The organism is Pseudoxanthomonas sp. PXM03, from assembly GCF_014852005.1.
Taxonomy (GTDB): Bacteria; Pseudomonadota; Gammaproteobacteria; order Xanthomonadales; family Xanthomonadaceae; genus Pseudoxanthomonas_A.
In genome coordinates, this window is record NZ_JACVAU010000002.1 from 542,432 (window position 1) to 560,820 (window position 18,389).

The 18,389-nt window shown below is 66.7% G+C and carries 20 protein-coding genes and 5 tRNA genes; 8 read left to right on the plus strand and 17 right to left on the minus strand.

Features of this window, described 5'->3' with window-relative positions; translation table 11 throughout:
- Nucleotides 1-90: 90 nt before the first annotated feature.
- The 17 genes from rplA to IB223_RS11400 all read right to left on the minus strand — a co-directional run bounded on the left by rplA (nt 91) and on the right by IB223_RS11400 (nt 11,190).
- Nucleotides 91-789, minus strand: a complete 699-nt coding sequence (gene rplA / locus IB223_RS11320) for a 50S ribosomal protein L1 (protein WP_142126301.1) — start codon at nt 787-789, stop codon at nt 91-93.
- A 3-nt stretch (nt 790-792) separates the two neighbouring features.
- Nucleotides 793-1,221: a 50S ribosomal protein L11 gene (rplK, locus tag IB223_RS11325; protein WP_055945202.1), complete on the minus strand. Its 429-nt coding sequence runs from the start codon at nt 1,219-1,221 to the stop codon at nt 793-795.
- 200 nt (nt 1,222-1,421) lie between these two features.
- Nucleotides 1,422-1,979 (minus strand): transcription termination/antitermination protein NusG, encoded by a 558-nt coding sequence (gene nusG, locus IB223_RS11330; protein ID WP_142126302.1) that lies wholly within the window; start codon nt 1,977-1,979, stop codon nt 1,422-1,424.
- A gap of 13 nt (nt 1,980-1,992) precedes the next feature.
- Nucleotides 1,993-2,382 (minus strand): preprotein translocase subunit SecE, encoded by a 390-nt coding sequence (gene secE / locus IB223_RS11335; RefSeq protein ID WP_142126303.1) that lies wholly within the window; start codon nt 2,380-2,382, stop codon nt 1,993-1,995.
- A 61-nt stretch (nt 2,383-2,443) separates the two neighbouring features.
- Nucleotides 2,444-2,519: transfer RNA gene (locus IB223_RS11340), tRNA-Trp, on the minus strand.
- Between the two features lie 148 nt (nt 2,520-2,667).
- Nucleotides 2,668-3,858, minus strand: a complete 1,191-nt coding sequence (gene tuf / locus IB223_RS11345) for an elongation factor Tu (protein ID WP_056879796.1) — start codon at nt 3,856-3,858, stop codon at nt 2,668-2,670.
- A 35-nt stretch (nt 3,859-3,893) separates the two neighbouring features.
- Nucleotides 3,894-3,969, minus strand: a tRNA-Thr gene (locus tag IB223_RS11350).
- A gap of 52 nt (nt 3,970-4,021) precedes the next feature.
- Nucleotides 4,022-4,095, minus strand: a tRNA-Gly gene (locus IB223_RS11355).
- A gap of 40 nt (nt 4,096-4,135) precedes the next feature.
- Nucleotides 4,136-4,221, minus strand: a tRNA-Tyr gene (locus tag IB223_RS11360).
- 107 nt (nt 4,222-4,328) lie between these two features.
- On the minus strand, nt 4,329-5,420 hold the full coding sequence (gene ychF, locus IB223_RS11365) for a redox-regulated ATPase YchF (protein WP_192201797.1): 1,092 nt from the start codon (nt 5,418-5,420) through the stop codon (nt 4,329-4,331).
- A gap of 76 nt (nt 5,421-5,496) precedes the next feature.
- Nucleotides 5,497-6,078, minus strand: coding sequence for an aminoacyl-tRNA hydrolase (gene pth, locus IB223_RS11370; RefSeq protein ID WP_192201799.1), 582 nt, complete (start codon nt 6,076-6,078; stop codon nt 5,497-5,499).
- A 51-nt stretch (nt 6,079-6,129) separates the two neighbouring features.
- Nucleotides 6,130-6,783, minus strand: a complete 654-nt coding sequence (locus tag IB223_RS11375; RefSeq protein ID WP_192201801.1) for a 50S ribosomal protein L25/general stress protein Ctc — start codon at nt 6,781-6,783, stop codon at nt 6,130-6,132.
- 111 nt (nt 6,784-6,894) lie between these two features.
- A complete protein-coding gene (locus IB223_RS11380; protein WP_192201803.1) occupies nt 6,895-7,854 on the minus strand; it encodes a ribose-phosphate diphosphokinase in 960 nt (319 codons plus the stop codon).
- 36 nt (nt 7,855-7,890) lie between these two features.
- A tRNA-Gln gene (locus IB223_RS11385) sits at nt 7,891-7,966 on the minus strand.
- On the minus strand, nt 7,965-8,855 hold the full coding sequence (ispE, locus tag IB223_RS11390) for a 4-(cytidine 5'-diphospho)-2-C-methyl-D-erythritol kinase (protein ID WP_192201805.1): 891 nt from the start codon (nt 8,853-8,855) through the stop codon (nt 7,965-7,967). The genes IB223_RS11385 and ispE overlap by 2 nt, the downstream gene beginning before the upstream one ends.
- Complete coding sequence (gene lolB, locus IB223_RS11395; RefSeq protein ID WP_192201807.1) at nt 8,852-9,502, minus strand: lipoprotein insertase outer membrane protein LolB; 651 nt, start codon at nt 9,500-9,502, stop codon at nt 8,852-8,854. Before lolB ends, ispE begins: the two co-directional genes overlap by 4 nt.
- Nucleotides 9,499-11,190, minus strand: coding sequence for a tetratricopeptide repeat protein (locus tag IB223_RS11400; RefSeq protein WP_192201808.1), 1,692 nt, complete (start codon nt 11,188-11,190; stop codon nt 9,499-9,501). The genes lolB and IB223_RS11400 overlap by 4 nt, the downstream gene beginning before the upstream one ends.
- Before the next feature lie 68 nt (nt 11,191-11,258).
- Here IB223_RS11400 and hemA point away from each other — a divergent pair, with 68 nt between their 5' ends.
- From hemA to IB223_RS11440, 8 genes are all read left to right on the plus strand, one after another.
- Nucleotides 11,259-12,551, plus strand: coding sequence for a glutamyl-tRNA reductase (gene hemA, locus IB223_RS11405; RefSeq protein WP_192201811.1), 1,293 nt, complete (start codon nt 11,259-11,261; stop codon nt 12,549-12,551).
- A complete protein-coding gene (gene prfA / locus IB223_RS11410) occupies nt 12,523-13,608 on the plus strand; it encodes a peptide chain release factor 1 (RefSeq protein ID WP_192201813.1) in 1,086 nt (361 codons plus the stop codon). The genes hemA and prfA overlap by 29 nt, the downstream gene beginning before the upstream one ends.
- Nucleotides 13,605-14,051: a GNAT family N-acetyltransferase gene (locus IB223_RS11415; protein ID WP_192201815.1), complete on the plus strand. Its 447-nt coding sequence runs from the start codon at nt 13,605-13,607 to the stop codon at nt 14,049-14,051. The genes prfA and IB223_RS11415 overlap by 4 nt, the downstream gene beginning before the upstream one ends.
- A gap of 201 nt (nt 14,052-14,252) precedes the next feature.
- The gene (locus IB223_RS11420) at nt 14,253-15,977 is read left to right on the plus strand and encodes a tetratricopeptide repeat protein (protein WP_343227189.1); all 1,725 of its coding nucleotides are present in this window, start codon (nt 14,253-14,255) and stop codon (nt 15,975-15,977) included.
- Nucleotides 15,978-16,002: 25 nt separating this feature from the next.
- Nucleotides 16,003-16,521: a molybdenum cofactor biosynthesis protein B gene (gene moaB, locus IB223_RS11425; protein WP_192201817.1), complete on the plus strand. Its 519-nt coding sequence runs from the start codon at nt 16,003-16,005 to the stop codon at nt 16,519-16,521.
- 16 nt (nt 16,522-16,537) lie between these two features.
- Nucleotides 16,538-16,873 carry a helix-turn-helix domain-containing protein gene (locus IB223_RS11430; protein WP_192201819.1) on the plus strand — a complete coding sequence of 112 codons (336 nt, stop codon included), beginning with the start codon at nt 16,538-16,540 and terminating at the stop codon, nt 16,871-16,873.
- A 27-nt stretch (nt 16,874-16,900) separates the two neighbouring features.
- Nucleotides 16,901-17,680 carry a polyphosphate kinase 2 gene (gene ppk2, locus IB223_RS11435; protein WP_192201821.1) on the plus strand — a complete coding sequence of 260 codons (780 nt, stop codon included), beginning with the start codon at nt 16,901-16,903 and terminating at the stop codon, nt 17,678-17,680.
- 3 nt (nt 17,681-17,683) lie between these two features.
- A complete protein-coding gene (locus IB223_RS11440; RefSeq protein ID WP_192201823.1) occupies nt 17,684-18,088 on the plus strand; it encodes a hypothetical protein in 405 nt (134 codons plus the stop codon).
- Nucleotides 18,089-18,389 lie beyond the last annotated feature (301 nt).

Genomic DNA, 18,389 nt, shown 5'->3' on the forward strand with positions numbered 1-18,389 from the left:
ACGGCTGTCGCTTGCACCGTTATCCGGCCTGGGCGACTGCCCTCAAAATTCGTTGCGCCCTGCCCCGCCTCGCGGGACAGGGTGATGCGATTACTTCAGGGACAGCGAGGACTGGTCCACGGTCACGCCGGGGCCCATGGTCGAACTGACCGAGATTTTCTGCAGGTACTGGCCCTTGGAGGTGGCCGGCTTGGCCTTCACCAAGTCGATCAGCAGCGCCTGCAGGTTCGACTTCAGCGCTTCGTCGTCGAAGCTGGCCTTGCCGATGGTGCAGTGGATGATGCCGGCCTTGTCGGTGCGGTAGCGCACCTGGCCCGACTTGGCGTTCTTCACCGCCTCGGCCGGGTTCGGCGACACGGTGCCGACCTTCGGGTTCGGCATCAGGCCGCGCGGGCCCAGGACCGTACCCAGCTTGCCGACCACGCGCATCGCGTCCGGCGTGGCGATGACCACGTCGTAGTTGATGTCGCCGGCCAGCATCTTCTCGGCCAGGTCGTCCATGCCAACGGCTTCGGCGCCGGCAGCGGCGGCTTCGTCAGCCTTGGCGCCGGCCGGGGCGAACACCGCCACGCGGACCGACTTGCCGGTACCGGCCGGCAGCACGGTGGAGCCGCGCACCTGCTGGTCGGACTTCTTGGCATCCACGCCGAGGCGCACGGCAACGTCGACGGACTCGACGAACTTCGCCTTGGTGGCGGTCTTGACGATCTTCAGGGCCTCGTCAATGGCGTACGCCTTGCCGGGCGTCACGGCGGCCAGGATGGCCTTCTGTCGCTTGTTCTGTGCCATCTCTTAACCCTCTACCGTCAGGCCCATGGAGCGGGCGGAACCCGCAATCGTACGCACCGCAGCGTCCAGGTCGGCCGCGGTCAGGTCGGGTTCTTTCGCCTTGGCGATGTCCTCGAGCTGCTTGCGGGTGACCTTGCCCACCTTCTCGGTGTTCGGGCGCTTGGAGCCGGACGTGATGCCGACGGCCTTCTTCAGCAGGATCGACGCCGGGGGCGTCTTCGTGATGAAGGTGAAGGTACGGTCGGAATAGGCCGTGATGACCACCGGAATCGGCAGACCCGGCTCCAGCTTCTGCGTGGCGGCATTGAACGCCTTGCAGAATTCCATGATGTTCAGGCCACGCTGACCCAGCGCAGGACCGACCGGCGGCGAGGGGTTGGCCTGACCGGCCTTCACCTGCAGCTTGATGTAACCGACAACTTTCTTTGCCATGTGAGTACTCTCCGGGTGCTAGCGCCTGGTGTCAGGCTCCCCATCGGACCGGGAAAATCACGCGTCCCGGCATCGCGTTTTCTTGAACGCACCAACGGCCGCCCGAAGGCGGCCATAGTTCCCGCCCGGCATCGCCATCAGGGAGCCGCGCAGTATATCAGGGTTTCACGGGACCGGCTGAATGCGCCGGACCTGCGGGATCAGGCCTTCTCGACCTGCCCGAACTCCAGCTCCACCGGGGTGGAACGGCCGAAGATCAGCACCGCCACGCGCAGGCGGCTCTTCTCGTAGTTGACTTCCTCGACCACGCCGTTGAAATCGTTGAACGGGCCGTCGGTAACGCGAACCATCTCGCCGGGCTCGAACAGAACCTTGGGCCGGGGCTTCTCGACGCCTTCCTGGACGCGGTCGAGGATGGCGGCGGCCTCCTCGTCACGGATCGGCAGCGGACGGTCAGCGGTGCCACCAATGAAGCCGAGCACCTTGGACGTGTCCTTCACCAGGTGCCAGCTTTCGTTGTCCATGCGCGGGATGCCACCCTCGTCGTGGGTCTCGATCTGGACCAGTACATAACCAGGGAAGAACTTGCGCTCGGAACGGCGCTTCTGGCCGGAGCGCATTTCCACGACCTCTTCGGTCGGGACCAGCACGTCGCCGAACTTCTCCTGCATGCCGTCGCGGACGATGCGGTCGCGCAGGGCCTGGGCTACCGACTTCTCGAAGCCAGAATAAGCATGGACGACATACCAGCGCTTCACTGAGCGACTCTCCTCAACGGCCAAAATTCAGAAACCATTCGATCAGCGCCTGGATGGCGAAGTCGAAACCGGCCAGGATCAGGCTGAGCACGATCACCACGATGATCACCACCCACGTCGTGCGGGTAGCCTCTTCGCGGGTCGGCCACACGACCTTGCGCAACTCGAAGCGAGATTCCGCCAGGAACTCGCGCGTGTCACGGCCCTTGCCCGTCTGCAGGAATACCAGCGCACCCAGCACCAGGCCGGCAACGACCGCCAGCGAACGCAGCGGCGTGGCCCACTGGCCATTGAACCACCACCATGCGACCAGGCCGCCCACAACCAGCGCCAACGCCAGGACGTACTTGGCGATGTCGGCTGCAGGCGTGCCGGCTTTGGATTGTTCGACCTTGCTGTTCAAGTCAGTTGTCGCTCTTTGCTCTGGAGGAGTACCGGGGATCCGGACTCCGCGGGGAAGGAAGTGGCACGCCAGGAGGGACTCGAACCCCCAACCTGCGGTTTTGGAGACCGCTGCTCTGCCAATTGAGCTACTGGCGTATCGATTTGCTACAACCTTCCCTTAGACGGCGAAGGCGGACCGAGGTTCCGGTCCGCCCTTGTCGCTTCATCGGGTCGCTGGATCCCCGCCTGCGCGGGGATGAGGACCCGACAAAGCCGGACGGGCAAGCCCGTCCGGGTCAGGACATCACTTGATGATCTTGGCCACCACGCCGGCGCCGACGGTACGACCGCCTTCGCGGATCGCGAAACGCAGACCTTCGTCCATCGCCACCGGGTTGATCAGGGTGACCACCATCTTGATGTTGTCACCCGGCATCACCATTTCCACGCCTTCCGGCAGGGTCACGGCGCCCGTGATGTCGGTCGTGCGGAAGTAGAACTGCGGACGGTAACCCTTGAAGAACGGGGTGTGGCGGCCGCCTTCGTCCTTGCTCAGCACGTAGACTTCGGCTTCGAACTCGGTGTGCGGGGTGATCGAACCCGGCTTGGCCAGCACCTGGCCACGCTCCACGTCGTCACGCTTGGTGCCGCGCAGCAGCAGACCGGCGTTGTCGCCCGCCTGGCCCTGGTCCAGCAGCTTGCGGAACATTTCCACGCCCGTGACCGTGGTCTTCTGGGTCGGACGGATACCGACGATCTCGATTTCCTCGCCCACCTTGATCACGCCGCGCTCGATACGGCCGGTCACCACGGTGCCGCGGCCCGAGATCGAGAACACGTCTTCCACCGGCATCAGGAACGGCTTGTCGACGTCACGCTCCGGGGTCGGGATCCAGGTGTCCAGCGCGTCCACCAGCTTCAGGATCGCCGGCACGCCGATCTCGCTCTGGTCGCCTTCCAGCGCCAGGCGGGCCGAGCCCGAGATGATCGGGGTGTCGTCGCCCGGGAACTCGTACTTGCTCAGCAGTTCGCGGACTTCCATCTCCACCAGCTCCAGCAGCTCGGCGTCGTCCACCATGTCGGCCTTGTTCAGGAACACGACGATGTACGGCACGCCGACCTGACGCGAGAGCAGGATGTGCTCGCGGGTCTGCGGCATCGGGCCGTCAGCGGCCGAGCACACCAGGATCGCGCCGTCCATCTGGGCGGCACCGGTGATCATGTTCTTCACGTAGTCGGCGTGGCCCGGGCAATCCACGTGCGCGTAGTGGCGCGCGGCAGATTCGTATTCCACGTGCGCGGTCGAGATCGTGATGCCGCGCGCCTTCTCTTCCGGCGCCGCGTCGATCGCGTCATAGGCCTTGAACTCGCCACCGAAACGCTCCGCGCCGATCTTCGTCAGCGCCGCCGTCAGCGTCGTCTTGCCGTGGTCAACGTGACCAATCGTGCCCACGTTCACGTGGGGCTTGGTGCGTTCGAACTTACCCTTTGCCATGGCTGCTGGTTCTCGAGTGGATCAATGGATGGAAGTGGTGCTCACGAAAGGAATCGAACCTTCGACCTCCTCCTTACCAAGGAGGTGCTCTACCGACTGAGCTACGTGAGCGTGAAACCGGTTGTGCTGCCTGGGTCGCTGCAGACCCCGTGCTGGTGTTCAGTGGAGCGGGAGACGGGAATCGAACCCGCACTAGTAGCTTGGAAGGCTACAGTTCTACCATTGAACTACTCCCGCACCGGGAGACCACTACAACTCAAAACAACAACGAAAACGTTGGTGGAGGGAGGTGGATTCGAACCACCGAAGGCGTAAGCCAGCAGATTTACAGTCTGCCCCCGTTGGCCGCTTGGGTATCCCTCCGGAATCACCGGACTGACTGGGCCGGGGCCAAATCAAACCAGGGTGAAACAGCCCGAGATTTTGGCGCGTGCCGACCCTTCTGTCAACGCGCCAGCCATATTTTTTTCTCAGACGTTGAACCGGAAATGCAGGACATCGCCTTCCTGCACGCGATATTCCTTGCCTTCCAGCCGTAGGCGCCCCGCATCCCGGGCACCGGCTTCGCCCTTGTACTTGAGGAAGTCGTCGAAGGCGATGGTCTCGGCGCGGATGAAGCCCTTCTCGAAATCCGTATGGATCACGGCCGCCGCCTGGGGCGCAGTGGAGCCCGCCCGTACGGTCCAGGCACGTACTTCCTTCACGCCCGCCGTGAAGTAGGTCTGCAGGCCCAGCAGCTTGTAGGCCGCCCGGATGACCCGGTTCAGCCCCGGCTCGTCCAGGCCGAGGTCCGCCAGGAAGGCATCCCGGTCCGTGTCGTCCAGTTGGGACAGTTCCTCCTCGATGGCCGCGGACACCGGCACCACCTCGGCACCCTCGGCGGCGGCGCGAGCACGCACGGCGTCCAGGTGCGGATTGTTCTCGAAACCGTCCTCCAGCACGTTGGCCACGTACATCACCGGCTTCAAGGTCAGCAGGAACAGGTCGCGAACCAGCGCCTTCTCCTCGTCGTCCAGGCCCAGCGCGCGGCCCGGCTTGCCGTCGTTCAAGCCCGCCTGCAGCTTCTGCAGCACCGGCTTGCGGGCGATGGCGTCCTTCTCGCCCGCCTTGGCGGAGCGCTCCGCCCGGTTGAGCGCCTTTTCGACGCTCTCGAGGTCGGCCAGTGCCAGCTCGGTGTCGATGGTGTCGATGTCCGAGAGCGGGTCGATCCGGTTGTTGACGTGGATGACGTCATCGTTCTCGAAGCAGCGCACCACGTGGGTGATCGCATCCACTTCACGGATGTGGGCCAGGAACTTGTTGCCCAGGCCCTCACCGCTGGCGGCGCCCGCCACCAGGCCGGCGATGTCGACGAATTCCACTGCCGTCGGGATGACCTTCTGCGGCTTGACGATCTCGGCGAGCTGGCCCAAGCGCGGATCCGGCACGGGCACCACACCCACGTTCGGTTCGATGGTGCAGAACGGGAAGTTGGCCGCGGCGATGCCCGCCTTGGTCAGCGCGTTGAACAGGGTGGACTTGCCGACGTTCGGCAGGCCCACGATGCCGCATTTGATGCCCATGTCTACATCCGGGATTCGTGATTCGTGATTGGTGATTCGCGGCCCGATCCGTGCCCTGCAAATCACCAATCACCAATCACGGCTTCTGCGTGTGCAACCGCGTCATCGCATCCATGAAGTTGCCCGCCACCGCCAGCGGCAGCACATCCATTGCATCATCGATCGCGCGAGCGATCAGGGCCTCATCATCCTTGCCGGGCTTGCCCAGCACCCAACTGGTCACCCGGTCCTTGTGGCCGGGATGGCCGATGCCGATCCGCAACCGATGGAACTTGCCGTGCCCAAGATGCTGCATGGTGTCGCGCAAGCCGTTCTGTCCGCCGTGGCCGCCATCGAACTTCAGGCGCGCCGCGCCCGGGGCCAGGTCGAGCTCATCATGCGCCAGCAACGCCTCTTCCGGAGCGATCTTCCAGAAACGCAGCGCCGCCGCGACCGACTTGCCACTCAGGTTCATGTAAGTGGCGGGCTTCAACAACCAGACCGGCTGCCCGGCCACCACCACTTTCGCGGTCTCTCCGAACAGCTTGCTCTCCAGTCCGAAGCGCTCACCCTGCCGTTCCGCCAGGGCGTCGACAAAATGGAACCCGGCATTGTGCCGGGTTCGGGCATGTTCGGCACCGGGATTGCCCAGTCCGACGATGAGGCGCAAGCCTGCCATGGGGACGCATCGCATACCCTCGCCCGCCAGAGCGGGCGAAGGCTCATGCGATTACTTGTCGTCCTTCTTGGCGACCTTGGCCGCCGGCACTTCGGCCGACTCTGCCGGGGCTTCTTCGGCTTCTTCCTTGCCGTGCTTGGCGATCACGACGGCGACGTCGTGTTCCTTGCCCAGCTTCAGCTCGGGAATGGTGACACCGGCCGGCAGCTTCACTTCCGACAGGTGGACCACCGCACCGATGGCCAGGTCGGCCAAGTCGATTTCGATGAATTCCGGCAGATCCTTCGGCAGGCACTCGACGACGACTTCATTCAGCTCGTGGGTGACCACGACTTCGGCGGACTTGCCGGCCGGCGACTTGTCTTCGTTGAGGAAGTGCAGCGGCACCGCGGTGCGCAGCGTCTCGTTCTCGTTCACGCGCTGGAAGTCCAGGTGCATGATCTGCTGCTTGAACGGATGGCGCTGCATGTCACGCAGCAGCACCTTCTGGATGTCGCCATTGAGGCTCAGGTCCAGGATCGACGAGTAGAACCAGTCGTGCTGGGAGGCCAGCCAGACTTCGTTGTGGTTCAGCTGGATGCTGACCGGCTTCAGTTCGCCACCGTAGACGATGGCAGGCACGGTGCCCGCGTGACGGAGGCGGCGGCTCGCACCCTTACCCTCGTCTTCGCGGCGCTCGACCTTGATTTCATGTGTCTTAGCCATTTGTTTCACTACCTAGGTTGTAGACCGTCTCGCGACGGCTGATGAAAGGTTCACCCGCGACCAGATGAACCCAGAAAGCCACGCGCCGGTGTCCCGGCGTGCGACGGAGAATCAATCCACGTACAGCGAGCTGACCGACTCGCCGAAGGCGATGCGGCGGATCGTTTCCGCCAGCAGTTCCGCCACCGACAGCTGGCGGATCTTGCTGCAGCCCTGCGCCTGCGGCGAGAGCGGGATGGTATCGGTGACGACGAGTTCGTCGAGTACCGAATTGTTCAGGTTGTCCACCGCCGGGCCGGAAAGCACGGGATGGGTGCAGTACGCCGCCACCTTGTTGGCACCATGCTGCTTCAGCGCGGCCGCAGCAGCGCAGAGCGTACCGGCGGTGTCCACGATGTCGTCCACCAGCACGCAGTCCTTGCCTTCCACGTCGCCGATGATGTTCATCACCGTGGCGACGTTGGCGCGCGGGCGGCGCTTGTCGATGATCGCCAGGTCCGCGTCGTCGAGGCGCTTGGCCACCGCACGGGCGCGCACCACGCCACCGACGTCAGGCGACACGACCAGCAGGTTTTCCGTGCCGTAGGCGCGCCAGATGTCGGCCAACAGCAGCGGCGACGCATACACGTTGTCGACCGGGATATCGAAGAACCCCTGGATCTGGTCCGCGTGCAGGTCCACCGTCAACACGCGGTCCGCACTGACCGCGCTGAACATCTTGGCCGCCACCTTGGCCGTGATCGGCACGCGCGAGGAGCGCATGCGGCGATCCTGGCGGGCGTAGCCGAAGTACGGCACCACCGCAGTCACACTGCTGGCCGAGGCGCGCTTCAGAGCATCGATCAGCACCAGCAGCTCCACCAGGTTCTCGGCGCTCGGCGCGCAGGTCGGCTGCACGACGAACACCTCCTGCCGGCGCACGTTCTCCTGGATCTCGACCTGCACTTCGCCGTCGGAGAACCGGGACACCAGCGCCTTGCCGGGACGCACGCCCAGCTCGCGGCAGATGCTGTTCGCCAACGGCTTGTTGGCGTTGCCGGAGAAGACAAGCAGGTTGCGTTCGTCTTGCATGGTCGTCTCGGCAGATGCAGCTAGGACACAGTGAATTGGCAGGGGCGGAAGGATTCGAACCTACGAATGCCGGGATCAAAACCCGGTGCCTTAACCACTTGGCGACGCCCCTAGGCGTATTTCTCCGTTCCGCGACACTGCTCAAGCGTGCGCAGCAGTGGCGAGCGCGCGGCGCCCTCCACCACCCAGGCACGCAGCCCAGCAGGCAAGGTCGCCAGCGCCGCCTCGGCAGAGGCCTTGTCGGCGAACTCCACGAAGCAGCCGCCGCCAGAACCGGTCAAGCGTGGCGCACCGACGCGTGAGAGCACCTGGAAGACCGCCTCGATGGCGGGTTCCCGGCGACGCACGACCGGCTCGAACGCATTGCCGAGCAGTGATCCCGAAACGAAGTCCGATATTTTCGCGGGTGCAGCATCACGCGTCAAATCCTGTGATGCGAAAAGTGCCGCCGTGGGCACGTGGACACCGGGATCGACCAGCAGATACCACGCCGGCGGCAGCACCAGCGGCGTCAGAACCTCGCCCACCCCCTCCGCCCAGGCATTCCCGCCACGAACGAAGACAGGGACGTCCGCCCCCAGCCGCAGCCCCAGAGACGCCAGCCGCCCCGGATCCAGACCACACTCCCAAAGCCGATCCAGGGCCACCAATACCGTGGCAGCGTCCGACGACCCTCCACCGAAACCGCCACCGGCAGGAATGCGCTTTTCAACGCCAATGTCTGCTCCTTTGGCGACATTGGCTTCCGTTTTCAGCAACTTGGCCGCGCGAACAACGAGATCATCCTCCTCGGAGACACCCTGAACGGACTCCCCCACCCGCCTGATATCGCCATCTTCACGGGCGCGCACATGGATCGTATCCCCCCACTCCAGCAGCCGGAACACGGTCTGCAGCAGGTGGTAGCCATCCGCACGGCGACCGGTGATTTGAAGGGTCAGGTTCAGCTTGGCCGGTGCGGGCCAGGCCGACCAACCCTCATCGACCGCAAAAGCGGTCATTGAGGTGCCAACTGCCACTGATCGACGGCGACCTTCACCGTCGCGCCCTGCCGGCGCGCCTCCATGCGGCGCGGCATGAACGGCTGGGAGCCCTCGGCTGGAAACCAGTCCAGATAGTCCACCCGCCAACCCTCCTGGGTCAGGGTCCGCAGCCGGCCGTCGGCATCGTATTCCACGCCTTCCGTGGCGGCGGAGGGATCGGCGACACCGCGGGCCCAGTGCACCATCGAGGCCACCGGGATGTCCCAGCCGGTGGCCTCGCGCAGCAGGCGGTCGGCATCGGCACCTTCGCGCAGCCCGCCCTCCAACCCTTCCAGTCGGGCAGCACGGGTCTGCAGGTCCCCGCCCAGGCGCCAGCTCTGCCGGGTGACCGGGGCACTCAGCGCGACCAGATAACCGGTGCCCGTCTGCTGCCAGTCGATCCGGCCGCTGCCGCCCTTCCCGTTCGCATTGACCGCCACGCGACCGGCGAACGACCAGTCCGGCTGCGAGGCGAGCCACGCCGCGCGGGTGGCCTGTGCCGCCTGCGCCGCCGCCACTGCCTCGGGGTCGCGCAGGGCCGGCGAATCCACGGCCGGACCGCGCGTGGCGCAGCCCGCCATCGACAAGGCCACGAGCCCCGTCAGCAGGAATCCTGAAACCTTCATGCGCCTGTCTTCTCCAGCGCCCGCAGCAGCGAGCGGTTGTCGGGGTCGAGCTTGCGGGCTTCGTCGAAATAGCGGCGCGCCTCGTCCTTCTGCCCCATCACCCACAGCACTTCCGCCACATGGGCCGCGATCTCCGGGTCCTTCTGCAGCGTGAATGCACGGCGCAGCTCCACCAGCGCCTCCGCATTGCGCCCCAGCCGGTAAAGCACCCAGCCATAACTGTCGATGATGGCCGCGTCTTCCGGCGCGGCGGTGCGCGCCCGGTCGATCAGTTCCAGCGCCTCCTGGTAGCGCGTGGTGCGGTCGGCCAGGGTGTAGCCCAGCGCGTTGAGCGCGGCCACGTTGTCCGGCTCGATCACCAGGATGCGGCGGAAGTCGGCCTCGGCGTGGTCGATGCGATCGCGTCGCTCCCAGGCCAGACCGCGCGAATACAGCAGCGCAAGGTCATCGGGATACGCCGCCAGACCGCGGGCGAAGACCTCCATCTGGCCTTCGTCCTGCTTGTCTTTCTGGCGCAATTCTGCCTCCATCAGATAGGCATCGCGGCGAGTGCCGTCTTCGACGCTGGCATCGCCCTGCAGCTTGCGGGCCTCCGCGAAGGCTTCCTCCTTGCGCTCGAGTTCGAACAGGGTATTGATGGCGCGCAGGCGCGCTTCCGCGCGTTGCTCGCCCGCGGGCACGCTGCGGTACCACTCCAGAGCTTCATCCTGACGCTTGAGGAACTCCGCCATCTGCCCCAGCAGCAACCGGCGATCCGGGCTGTACTGGGTCGGTTGCCCCGAACCCGACGCCGCCTGCTTCAGTTCCTCATACAGCTCGCCCAGAGACGCCGTATCGTCCGCCTTGGCCAGCAACTGCGCCCGCAAGCCATAGGTCAGCGTGTCCTGCGGGCCCTGGCCCAGCGCGCGCGAGGCCGCCGCCGGGTCGCCCAACCTGTCGTATTCCTCGGCCAGCTTCAGTCGCAGCGCCGCGTCGCTTGAGGCCTTCGGAAGCAGACCGTCCAGCACCGCGCGGGCCTCCTGCTTGCGATCCGCCTGCAGCAACTGGCTGGCCTGCAGCAGGGCAACCAGCGGCTCGCCGGAGAAGCGCTTGACCACATCGCCAACCATCCGTTCGGCCAGCGCGGGCTCGTCCATCTGCTGGGCCAGCCCGGTAAACGCCAGCCACGCCTGCAACGTGTCGGGCATGGCGCCATCGTCGAGCAGATCGCGCAGCAGCCGCGCCGGCAGTTCAGGATCCTTCCCGCCACTGGCCAGTGCCGTGAGCGCGTAACGCCAACCCAGTTCGTCGGGATCCTTCATCAGCCCGGCCAATTCGCGACGTGCAACCCGCCTCTGCCCCTGGCGCAGTGCCAGCGTGGCCTCCGCACCGCGGAGCGCGAGGGTGCGGGGCGAACGCGCGCGCCACAGCTTGATCGCTTCGGCCGCACGGGCATCGTCCTTGGCCAGCAGCGCAATGCGGGTGGCGCGTTCGGCAAGCCCGGCGTCGTCCTGCTCCCCGGCGGCGTCCAGATACCAGCGCGCGGCGTCCGGTAACTGGCCCGCCTGCAGGGCGAATTCGCCCGCCATCACCGTGGTCAGCGCGTCGTCCTGCCGATGGTCGGGCGGGATCGACGATGCGGCCATTGCGGAGGGGATGGCGGCCGCCATCGCCAGCGCGACAAACAAGGTGCGAATCATTTCGGGCATGAACGTCACGTCGGCCGTAAAATGGCGGCCCTGATATGAGCCAGCAGCTTACTGCAAGCGCCTGAACGATGACGTTGTGGGTCCTCGGATTGAACCACCAGACCGCGCCGGTCGACCTGCGCGAACGGGTGGCGTTCGACGCCGGCACGGTGCCGCACGCGTTGTCGTCGCTGCGTGCGCTGCCCGACGTGGTCGAAGCCGCCCTGCTGTCGACCTGCAACCGCACCGAGCTGTACGCGGTGGCGGAAGACGGCGACGTGCTGGCGAGCTGGCTGGCCACCCATGCCGAAGGACTCGAGGGTTACCTCTACCGCCACCGGGATGCGGATGCCGTCCGCCATCTGTTCCGGGTCGCGACGGGCCTGGATTCGATGGTGCTGGGCGAGCCGCAGATCCTCGGCCAGGTGAAGGATGCCTGGGCCACGGCGCGCGAACATGGTGCGCTGGGCAATCGCCTGGACCGCCTGTTCCAGCAGACCTTCGCCGTGGCAAAGCGGGCACGCACCGACACCCGCGTGGGGGCCAATCCGGTATCCGTCGCCTCCACGGCAGTACGTCTGGCACAGAACTCCTTCGCGCGCCTCAGCGAATCCACCGTGCTGCTGGTCGGTGCCGGTGAAACCATCGAGCTGGCCGCCAAGCACCTCAGCGAAGGTCGCGTGCGCCGCCTGCTGGTCGCCAACCGCACGTTGGCGCACGCGCAGGAACTGGCGACCCGCCACGGTGGCTACGCGCTGCCATTGACCGAACTGGAGCGGCACCTGGCCGAAGCCGACGTGGTGTTTTCCGCCACCGCCGCTCGCGAACCCGTCGTATTGCATGCCCAGGTCGCGGCCGCGCTGGCCAAGCGCAAGCACAAGCCGATGCTGCTGTTCGACCTGGCCGTGCCACGCGACATCGAAGCATCGGTAGCCGAGTTGCGCGACGCATATCTGTACACCGTCGACGACCTTGAGCGCGCGGTCGAGGACAATCGCCGTAGCCGGCGTGAAGCCGCCGACGCTGCCGAGGCCATCATCGACGTGCAGGTCGGCCGCTTCATGGAAAGCCTGCTGGCCGGATCACGCCAGGAACCGCTCAAGCGCCTGCGCGCGCTGGGCGAGTCCACCCGCGAGGACGTGCTGGCGAAGGCGCGCCAGCAACTGGCCAACGGCCGCGACGCCGACCAGGTGCTCGAATTCCTCGCCCACACGCTGACCAACCGCCTGCTGCATCCGCCGACCGCGGCGTTGCGCGACGCGGCCATGAGCGGCGACGCCGAACTGGCGCGCGCGGCCGATCGCCTGTTTCCCGCACAACCGCCCTACTCCCACCTGAAGAAAGACAAAGACGATGACGCCGACGCTGCGCCGCAAGCTTGAAGCGTTGGCTGAGCGCCGCGAAGAACTCGAACGCCTGCTCGCCGATCCGGACGTGATCGGCGACGGAGGCCGCTTCCGCAATTTCTCGCGCGAATTCGCCCAACTGGAACCCGTGGCCAGTGCGATGGCGGAAGAAAAGCGCGCGCAGTCCGACCTGGCCGCCGCGCAGGCGATGCGCGAGGATCCGGAACTGGCGGAACTGGCCGACGAGGAAATCACCGCTGCACAGACGCGCCTGGCGCAACTGGACGAAGCCCTGATGCTGCTGCTCGTCCCGAAGGACAACCGCGACGAGGGCAACCTCTTTCTCGAGGTACGCGCCGGCACCGGTGGCGATGAGGCCGCGATCTTCGCCGGCGATCTGTTCCGCATGTACGCCCGCTATGCCGAGCGCCAGGGCTGGAAGGTGGAAATCGAGTCCGACAGCCCCGGCGAGCACGGCGGCTACAAGGAAGTGGTGGCGCGCGTGGTGGGTCGTGGCGCCTATTCCAGGCTCAAGTTCGAATCCGGCACCCATCGCGTGCAACGCGTGCCGGAAACCGAATCACAGGGCCGCATCCACACGTCCGCCGCAACGGTGGCGATCATCCCGGACGTGGACGAGGTGGACGAGATCGTCATCAATCCGGCCGACCTGAAGGTGGACACCTTCCGTTCGTCCGGCGCCGGCGGCCAGCATGTCAACAAGACCGAGTCGGCGATCCGCATCACCCATGTCCCCAGCGGCGTGGTGGTGGAATGCCAGACCGAGCGTAGCCAGCATGCCAACCGCGACAAGGCCATGAAACGGCTGAAGGCGCAGTTGCTGGATGCGGAACGCAGCAAGCAGCAGGCGGCGCAGGCCGAATCGCGCAAGCTGCAGGTCGGCAGCGGCGACCGCAGCCAGCGCATCCGTACCTACAACTTCCCGCAGGGCCGCATCACCGACCACCGCGTCGAAGGCCTGACACTCTATGACCTGCCCAACATCCTGCAAGGCAACCTGGACGAACTGGTCGACCGCCTCGGCCGCGAACACCTGGCCGACGAACTGGCGCGACTGACGGAGGCAGCATGACGACGGTGGTCCGCCGGACGGGACTGACGCACCTGGACGTCGTCGCCCGTCTGTTCGACCAGTACCGCGGCTTCTACGGCCAGCCCTCGGACCCGGCATTGGCACGGGATTTCATCCGCGAGCGGATGGAGCGCGACGAGTCCGTCATCCTGCTGGCCTGGGTAGACGACGCGGCCGTCGGCTTCACCCAGTTGTATCCGGCCTTTTCTTCCGTCAGCGCGTCGCGGGTATGGATCCTCAACGACCTGCTCGTACTGCCCGAGGCGCGTCGCAAGGGCGTCGCGCGCGCATTGCTGTCGTCCGCGGCCGAGTTCGCGCGCGCCGACGGGGCGTTGCGGCTGGAACTGGAAACCGACCACGACAACGCGAGCGCACAGGCGCTGTACCGGGCCATGGGCTGGATGCCCTACGACGGCACGCTGCGTTTCCGCCTACCGCTCTAGCCTGCGCACCGTGGAAGCCTGCCTCTCCGATGTGGGAGCGAGACCCGTCGCACCATGGATGCCCCGTTCGCGACGGGCGTCACTTCTACATGCATCGCACGTGGCGCAAGGCTTGTCGCGCGCTGTCGATGATCGCTAGGCTGCCGCCCATGATCATCGACACGCGTCCCGTCAACGCCACCGGCACCCTCGGCGGTCGCGGTGACCGTTGACGGTCCACGCGACGAGCGCGCGCGATTGCGGCTGCATGTACGGCAGGCGCCGCAGGACTTCATCGCCTGGGTCATGCTTTCGGATGCGGAGCTCGACCACGGTGATGCCGAGGCGGGGCGGCGCGCCGCCGAGCACGCGCTGGACCTGCGCCCCCGCCATCCCGAAGCCCTCGCGCGACTCGGTCGCAGCCACTGGCTGTCGGGTCGGCACGCGCAGGCGGCACAGGCATTGAGCGAGGCCGCTGCGCAGGCGCCCCAGCACCCGGGCATCGCGTTGTGGCTCGGCCACGCCCTCGAGGATGCCGGTGAAGCCGAGTCCGCCGCGCAAGCCTACGAGCATGCCTACCGGCTGTTGCCGGGCGAGCCCATGTTCGCCGCCCACCTGTTGAACTGGCGCCGCAAGCTCTGCGACTGGCGTGACCTCGACGCGCTGTCGGCGCAGGTGCGAGGCGCCGTGCGCGAGGGTCGCGGCGTGGTGGAGCCGTTCGCTTTCCTCAGCGAAGACGCCAGCGCGCAGGAGCAACTGGCCTGCGCACGGCAACGCGCGCAGGCGTTGGCGTCGGTCGTCCGTCCACTTCCGCCCGCACCGCACGCGCCGGCAGACGCGCCGCTGCGCCTGGGCTTCCTCTCCAACGGGTTCGGCGCGCATCCCACCGGCCTGCTGACGGTGGCGTTCTTCGAAGCCCTGCAGGCGCATGCAGCGGTATCCACACACCTGTTCGCCCTCACGCCCGACGATGGCAGCCCCATCCGCCAACGGCTGGCGACGGCCACGCACTTGCACGATCTCGCGAATCTTCCGCACGCACGTGTCGCGCAGGCGGTCCGCGACCAGCGCATCGACGTGCTCTACGACCTGCGCGGCTGGGGGGGCGGCGGCACGCCGGAAGTGCTGGCCATGCGTCCCGCACCCGTGCAGGTCAATTGGCTGGCCTATCCCGGCACCTCCGGTGCGCCGTGGATCGACTACGTGCTGGCGGATCGCTTCGCCTTGCCCGGGACGTTGGTGCCGGCGTACAGCGAAGCCGTCGCCTACCTGCCCGGCGCCTTCCAACCGTCCGACACGCGTCGCACGATCGACATACCGCCCCCGCGCGAGGCCTGTGGCCTCCCCGGCACCGGCGTGGTCTATGCCTGCTTCAACAACAGCTACAAGGTGAACCCACGCAGCCTGGCCAGGATGCTCGACATACTGGCGAACGTCGACGGCAGCGTGTTGTGGCTGCTGTCCGGCCCCGGCCGGGCCGACGACCGCCTGCGCACGGCGGCGCAGGCGCGCGGCGTGGATCCCGCGCGCCTGGTGTTCATGCGCAAGCTGCCGCATGCGGAGTACCTGGCGCGCTACCGGCATGCGGACCTGTTCCTCGACACGCATCCCTACAACGCGCACACCACCGCGTCCGACGCGCTGTGGGCAGGCTGCCCGGTGCTGACCTGCGCGGGCGCGACGTTCGCCTCCCGCGTCGCAGGCAGCCTCAATCATCATCTCGGCCTGAACGAAATGAACATGACCGACGACGAGGCCTTCGTCGCGACCGGGATCCGGCTGGGCCGCGATGCCGCGGCACGTGCGGCCCTGCGCGAGCGCCTGCGGGCCGCGATCGCGCACGCGCCGCTGTTCGACATGCCGCAGTTCGCGAAAGGCTTAGCCGACGTCGCCTGGCGCATGGCTGACCGGCACCGCAAGGGGCTGCCGCCCGCACCACTCGACTGACCCGCGATTGCGCTACCCTTCGGGCATGAGCCATGCCGACACTTTGATCCCGTTGCACCTGTGCGTGTTGACCGTCTCCGACAGCCGCACACTCGCCGAGGATCGCTCCGGCGACTACCTCGCCGATGCGCTCGCGCAGGAAGGACACCACCTGCATGACCGCGCGCTGCTGCCCGACGACCGTTACCGCCTGCGTGCGCAGGTCTCGCAGTGGATCGCCGATCCCGCGGTAGATGGCATCCTGGTGACCGGCGGCACCGGCTTCACGGGTCGCGACTCCACGCCCGAGGCGCTGCTGCCGCTGCTGGACAAGGAAATGCCGGGCTTCGGCGAACTGTTCCGGCACGTCAGCGTCGAGGAGATCGGCACCTCGTCGCTGCAATCGCGCGCGTTCGCCGGGCTGGCGAACCAGACCTTCCTGTTCTGCCTGCCGGGCTCCACCTCGGCCTGCCGCACGGCGTGGGAGAAGATCATCCGCGCCCAACTCGACGCACGCACACGGCCCTGCAATCTGGCCACGCTGCGTCCCCGCCTGAAGGAATGAGCAAGGAGAGCCCGCCATGTCGCTCGATGCCACCCTGCGCCTGCTGACCAAGGCCAGCGGCCTGACCGCCGCCGATCTCGCCGCCGCCATCCCGCGCGCCGGCGTGGCCACGGTGAAATCCTGGCTGGCCGGCGAGAAGCTGCCCGGCGGCGACCAGCTCGCCGCCCTGGCACGTGCCTTCGGCGTCCCCGCGGGCGCGCTGCTGTCGGAACTGGCGACGACGCTGGATCCCGCGCGCACGCGGGGCGAGCACGACCTGCTGGCCGCCTACCGCGCCCTCAACACGCGCCAGCAAGGCGCACTGTTGGAGGTCGCGCGCGGCATGGCAGGCCATGCCCGCCGCAAACGCTGAATCCCCTGCCACCGCACAGGACACGCGATGAAGACTCTCAAACGCAAGGATTACGAAGCCCAGCTCAGGCCCTTGCAGCTCGAACTGGCCGCGATGGCACGCTGGGCGTCGCACTGCGGCGCCCGCATCGTGGTGGTGATGGAAGGCCGCGACACCGCCGGCAAGGGCGGCGCCATCGGCGCGATCACCGAGCATCTCAACCCGCGCCAATGCCGCGTGGTGGCACTGCCGAAACCGAGCGAACGCGAAGCCACGCAGTGGTACTTCCAGCGCTACATCACGCACCTGCCGGCCGCCGGCGAGATCGTGCTGTTCGATCGCAGCTGGTACAACCGCGCCGGCGTGGAGAAGGTGATGGGCTACTGCACGGACGAACAGCATGCACGGTTCCTCGCGCAGGCGCCGGTGTTCGAGAAGGGCATCACCGACGACGGCATCCTGCTGTTCAAGTACTGGCTGTGCGTGGACCAGGCGCAGCAGGAAGAGCGCTTCGCCGAACGCGCCGACGAGCCGCTGAAGAGCTGGAAACTGTCGCCGATCGACCTGAAGGCGCGCGAGAAGTACGCCGACTACACCGCCGCGCGCGAAACGATGCTCAAGGCGACGCACACCAAGCATGCGCCGTGGACACTGGTCGACTTCAACGACCAGCGCACCGGGCGGCTCACGCTGATCCGCGACCTGCTGGATCGCCTGCCCGACACGCAGGTGCCACTGGAGCCGCTGGGTCTGCCGCCGCTGAAAGGCAAGCTGCACAAGGAACGCTACACCGTGCTGAAACCGATCAAGCCGCAGCGCGGCGGCTGATGCATGCGGGCACTCCTGATGGCCGCCCTGTGGCTGGCGGCGTCGCACGCGATGGCGCAGCAGGCTGCCACGACGGACGACACCTCCGCGACCACGCTGGAAACCCTGACCGTCAGGCCGGATCCGGAAGAAGTGGTGGATCTCTACCGCTTCGAGAATCCCGTCGACGTCGCACCCACGGTGTTCAGCCGCCGCTGGAAGGAACCGGCCAGCCTCGAGCAGCTCGGCAAGAACGGCGGCATCGTGCCCGTGCTGGTCGGACTGGCCGCGCAGCAGGTCCAGAAGGGGGCGCGCAAAATCCCGGGCTGGAAGGAACCGGAGCAACCGGCGACCGCGCGGCCACCGCCACTGGACGAACAGCAGGCCGCGCGTGCCCTGCGCCTGCACAACGCGGGCGACCAGCCCTAGGCAATCACCGATTCAGTGATCTCGTCCTTGGTGTGCCTGTCGTAGACCCCGCTCGCAGCGAGCCTGTCGTAGACCCCGTCCGTGGTGGGCTTGCCATGGAGCCCGCTCATGGTGAGCCTGTTGCAAATCCATCTCGTAGCGGGCCTGTCGCAGATGCCGTTCGTGGTGAACCTGTCATAGATCCCGTTCGTGGTGAGCCTGTCGAACCACGCTCTTTGCATTGAATCGACAGATCACGACAACCCCGCTTCGCCGCCAGAAGCGTGGTTCGACAAGCTCACCACGAACGGCATACAAAGGG

Coding starts and splice junctions, on each gene's coding strand:
- ispE (WP_192201805.1), bottom strand. CDS start 8,855: ATGACCGCTTTTGCGGTCGATGAGGGTTGGTCGGCCTGGCCCGCACCG.
- ppk2 (WP_192201821.1), top strand. CDS start 16,901: ATGAAGACTCTCAAACGCAAGGATTACGAAGCCCAGCTCAGGCCCTTG.
- rplK (WP_055945202.1), bottom strand. CDS start 1,221: ATGGCAAAGAAAGTTGTCGGTTACATCAAGCTGCAGGTGAAGGCCGGT.
- IB223_RS11380 (WP_192201803.1), bottom strand. CDS start 7,854: ATGCAAGACGAACGCAACCTGCTTGTCTTCTCCGGCAACGCCAACAAG.
- rplA (WP_142126301.1), bottom strand. CDS start 789: ATGGCACAGAACAAGCGACAGAAGGCCATCCTGGCCGCCGTGACGCCC.
- moaB (WP_192201817.1), top strand. CDS start 16,003: ATGAGCCATGCCGACACTTTGATCCCGTTGCACCTGTGCGTGTTGACC.
- IB223_RS11375 (WP_192201801.1), bottom strand. CDS start 6,783: ATGGCTAAGACACATGAAATCAAGGTCGAGCGCCGCGAAGACGAGGGT.
- ychF (WP_192201797.1), bottom strand. CDS start 5,420: ATGGGCATCAAATGCGGCATCGTGGGCCTGCCGAACGTCGGCAAGTCC.
- lolB (WP_192201807.1), bottom strand. CDS start 9,502: ATGAAGGTTTCAGGATTCCTGCTGACGGGGCTCGTGGCCTTGTCGATG.
- IB223_RS11415 (WP_192201815.1), top strand. CDS start 13,605: ATGACGACGGTGGTCCGCCGGACGGGACTGACGCACCTGGACGTCGTC.
- IB223_RS11440 (WP_192201823.1), top strand. CDS start 17,684: ATGCGGGCACTCCTGATGGCCGCCCTGTGGCTGGCGGCGTCGCACGCG.
- IB223_RS11400 (WP_192201808.1), bottom strand. CDS start 11,190: ATGCCCGAAATGATTCGCACCTTGTTTGTCGCGCTGGCGATGGCGGCC.
- tuf (WP_056879796.1), bottom strand. CDS start 3,858: ATGGCAAAGGGTAAGTTCGAACGCACCAAGCCCCACGTGAACGTGGGC.
- hemA (WP_192201811.1), top strand. CDS start 11,259: ATGACGTTGTGGGTCCTCGGATTGAACCACCAGACCGCGCCGGTCGAC.
- pth (WP_192201799.1), bottom strand. CDS start 6,078: ATGGCAGGCTTGCGCCTCATCGTCGGACTGGGCAATCCCGGTGCCGAA.
- prfA (WP_192201813.1), top strand. CDS start 12,523: ATGACGCCGACGCTGCGCCGCAAGCTTGAAGCGTTGGCTGAGCGCCGC.
- IB223_RS11430 (WP_192201819.1), top strand. CDS start 16,538: ATGTCGCTCGATGCCACCCTGCGCCTGCTGACCAAGGCCAGCGGCCTG.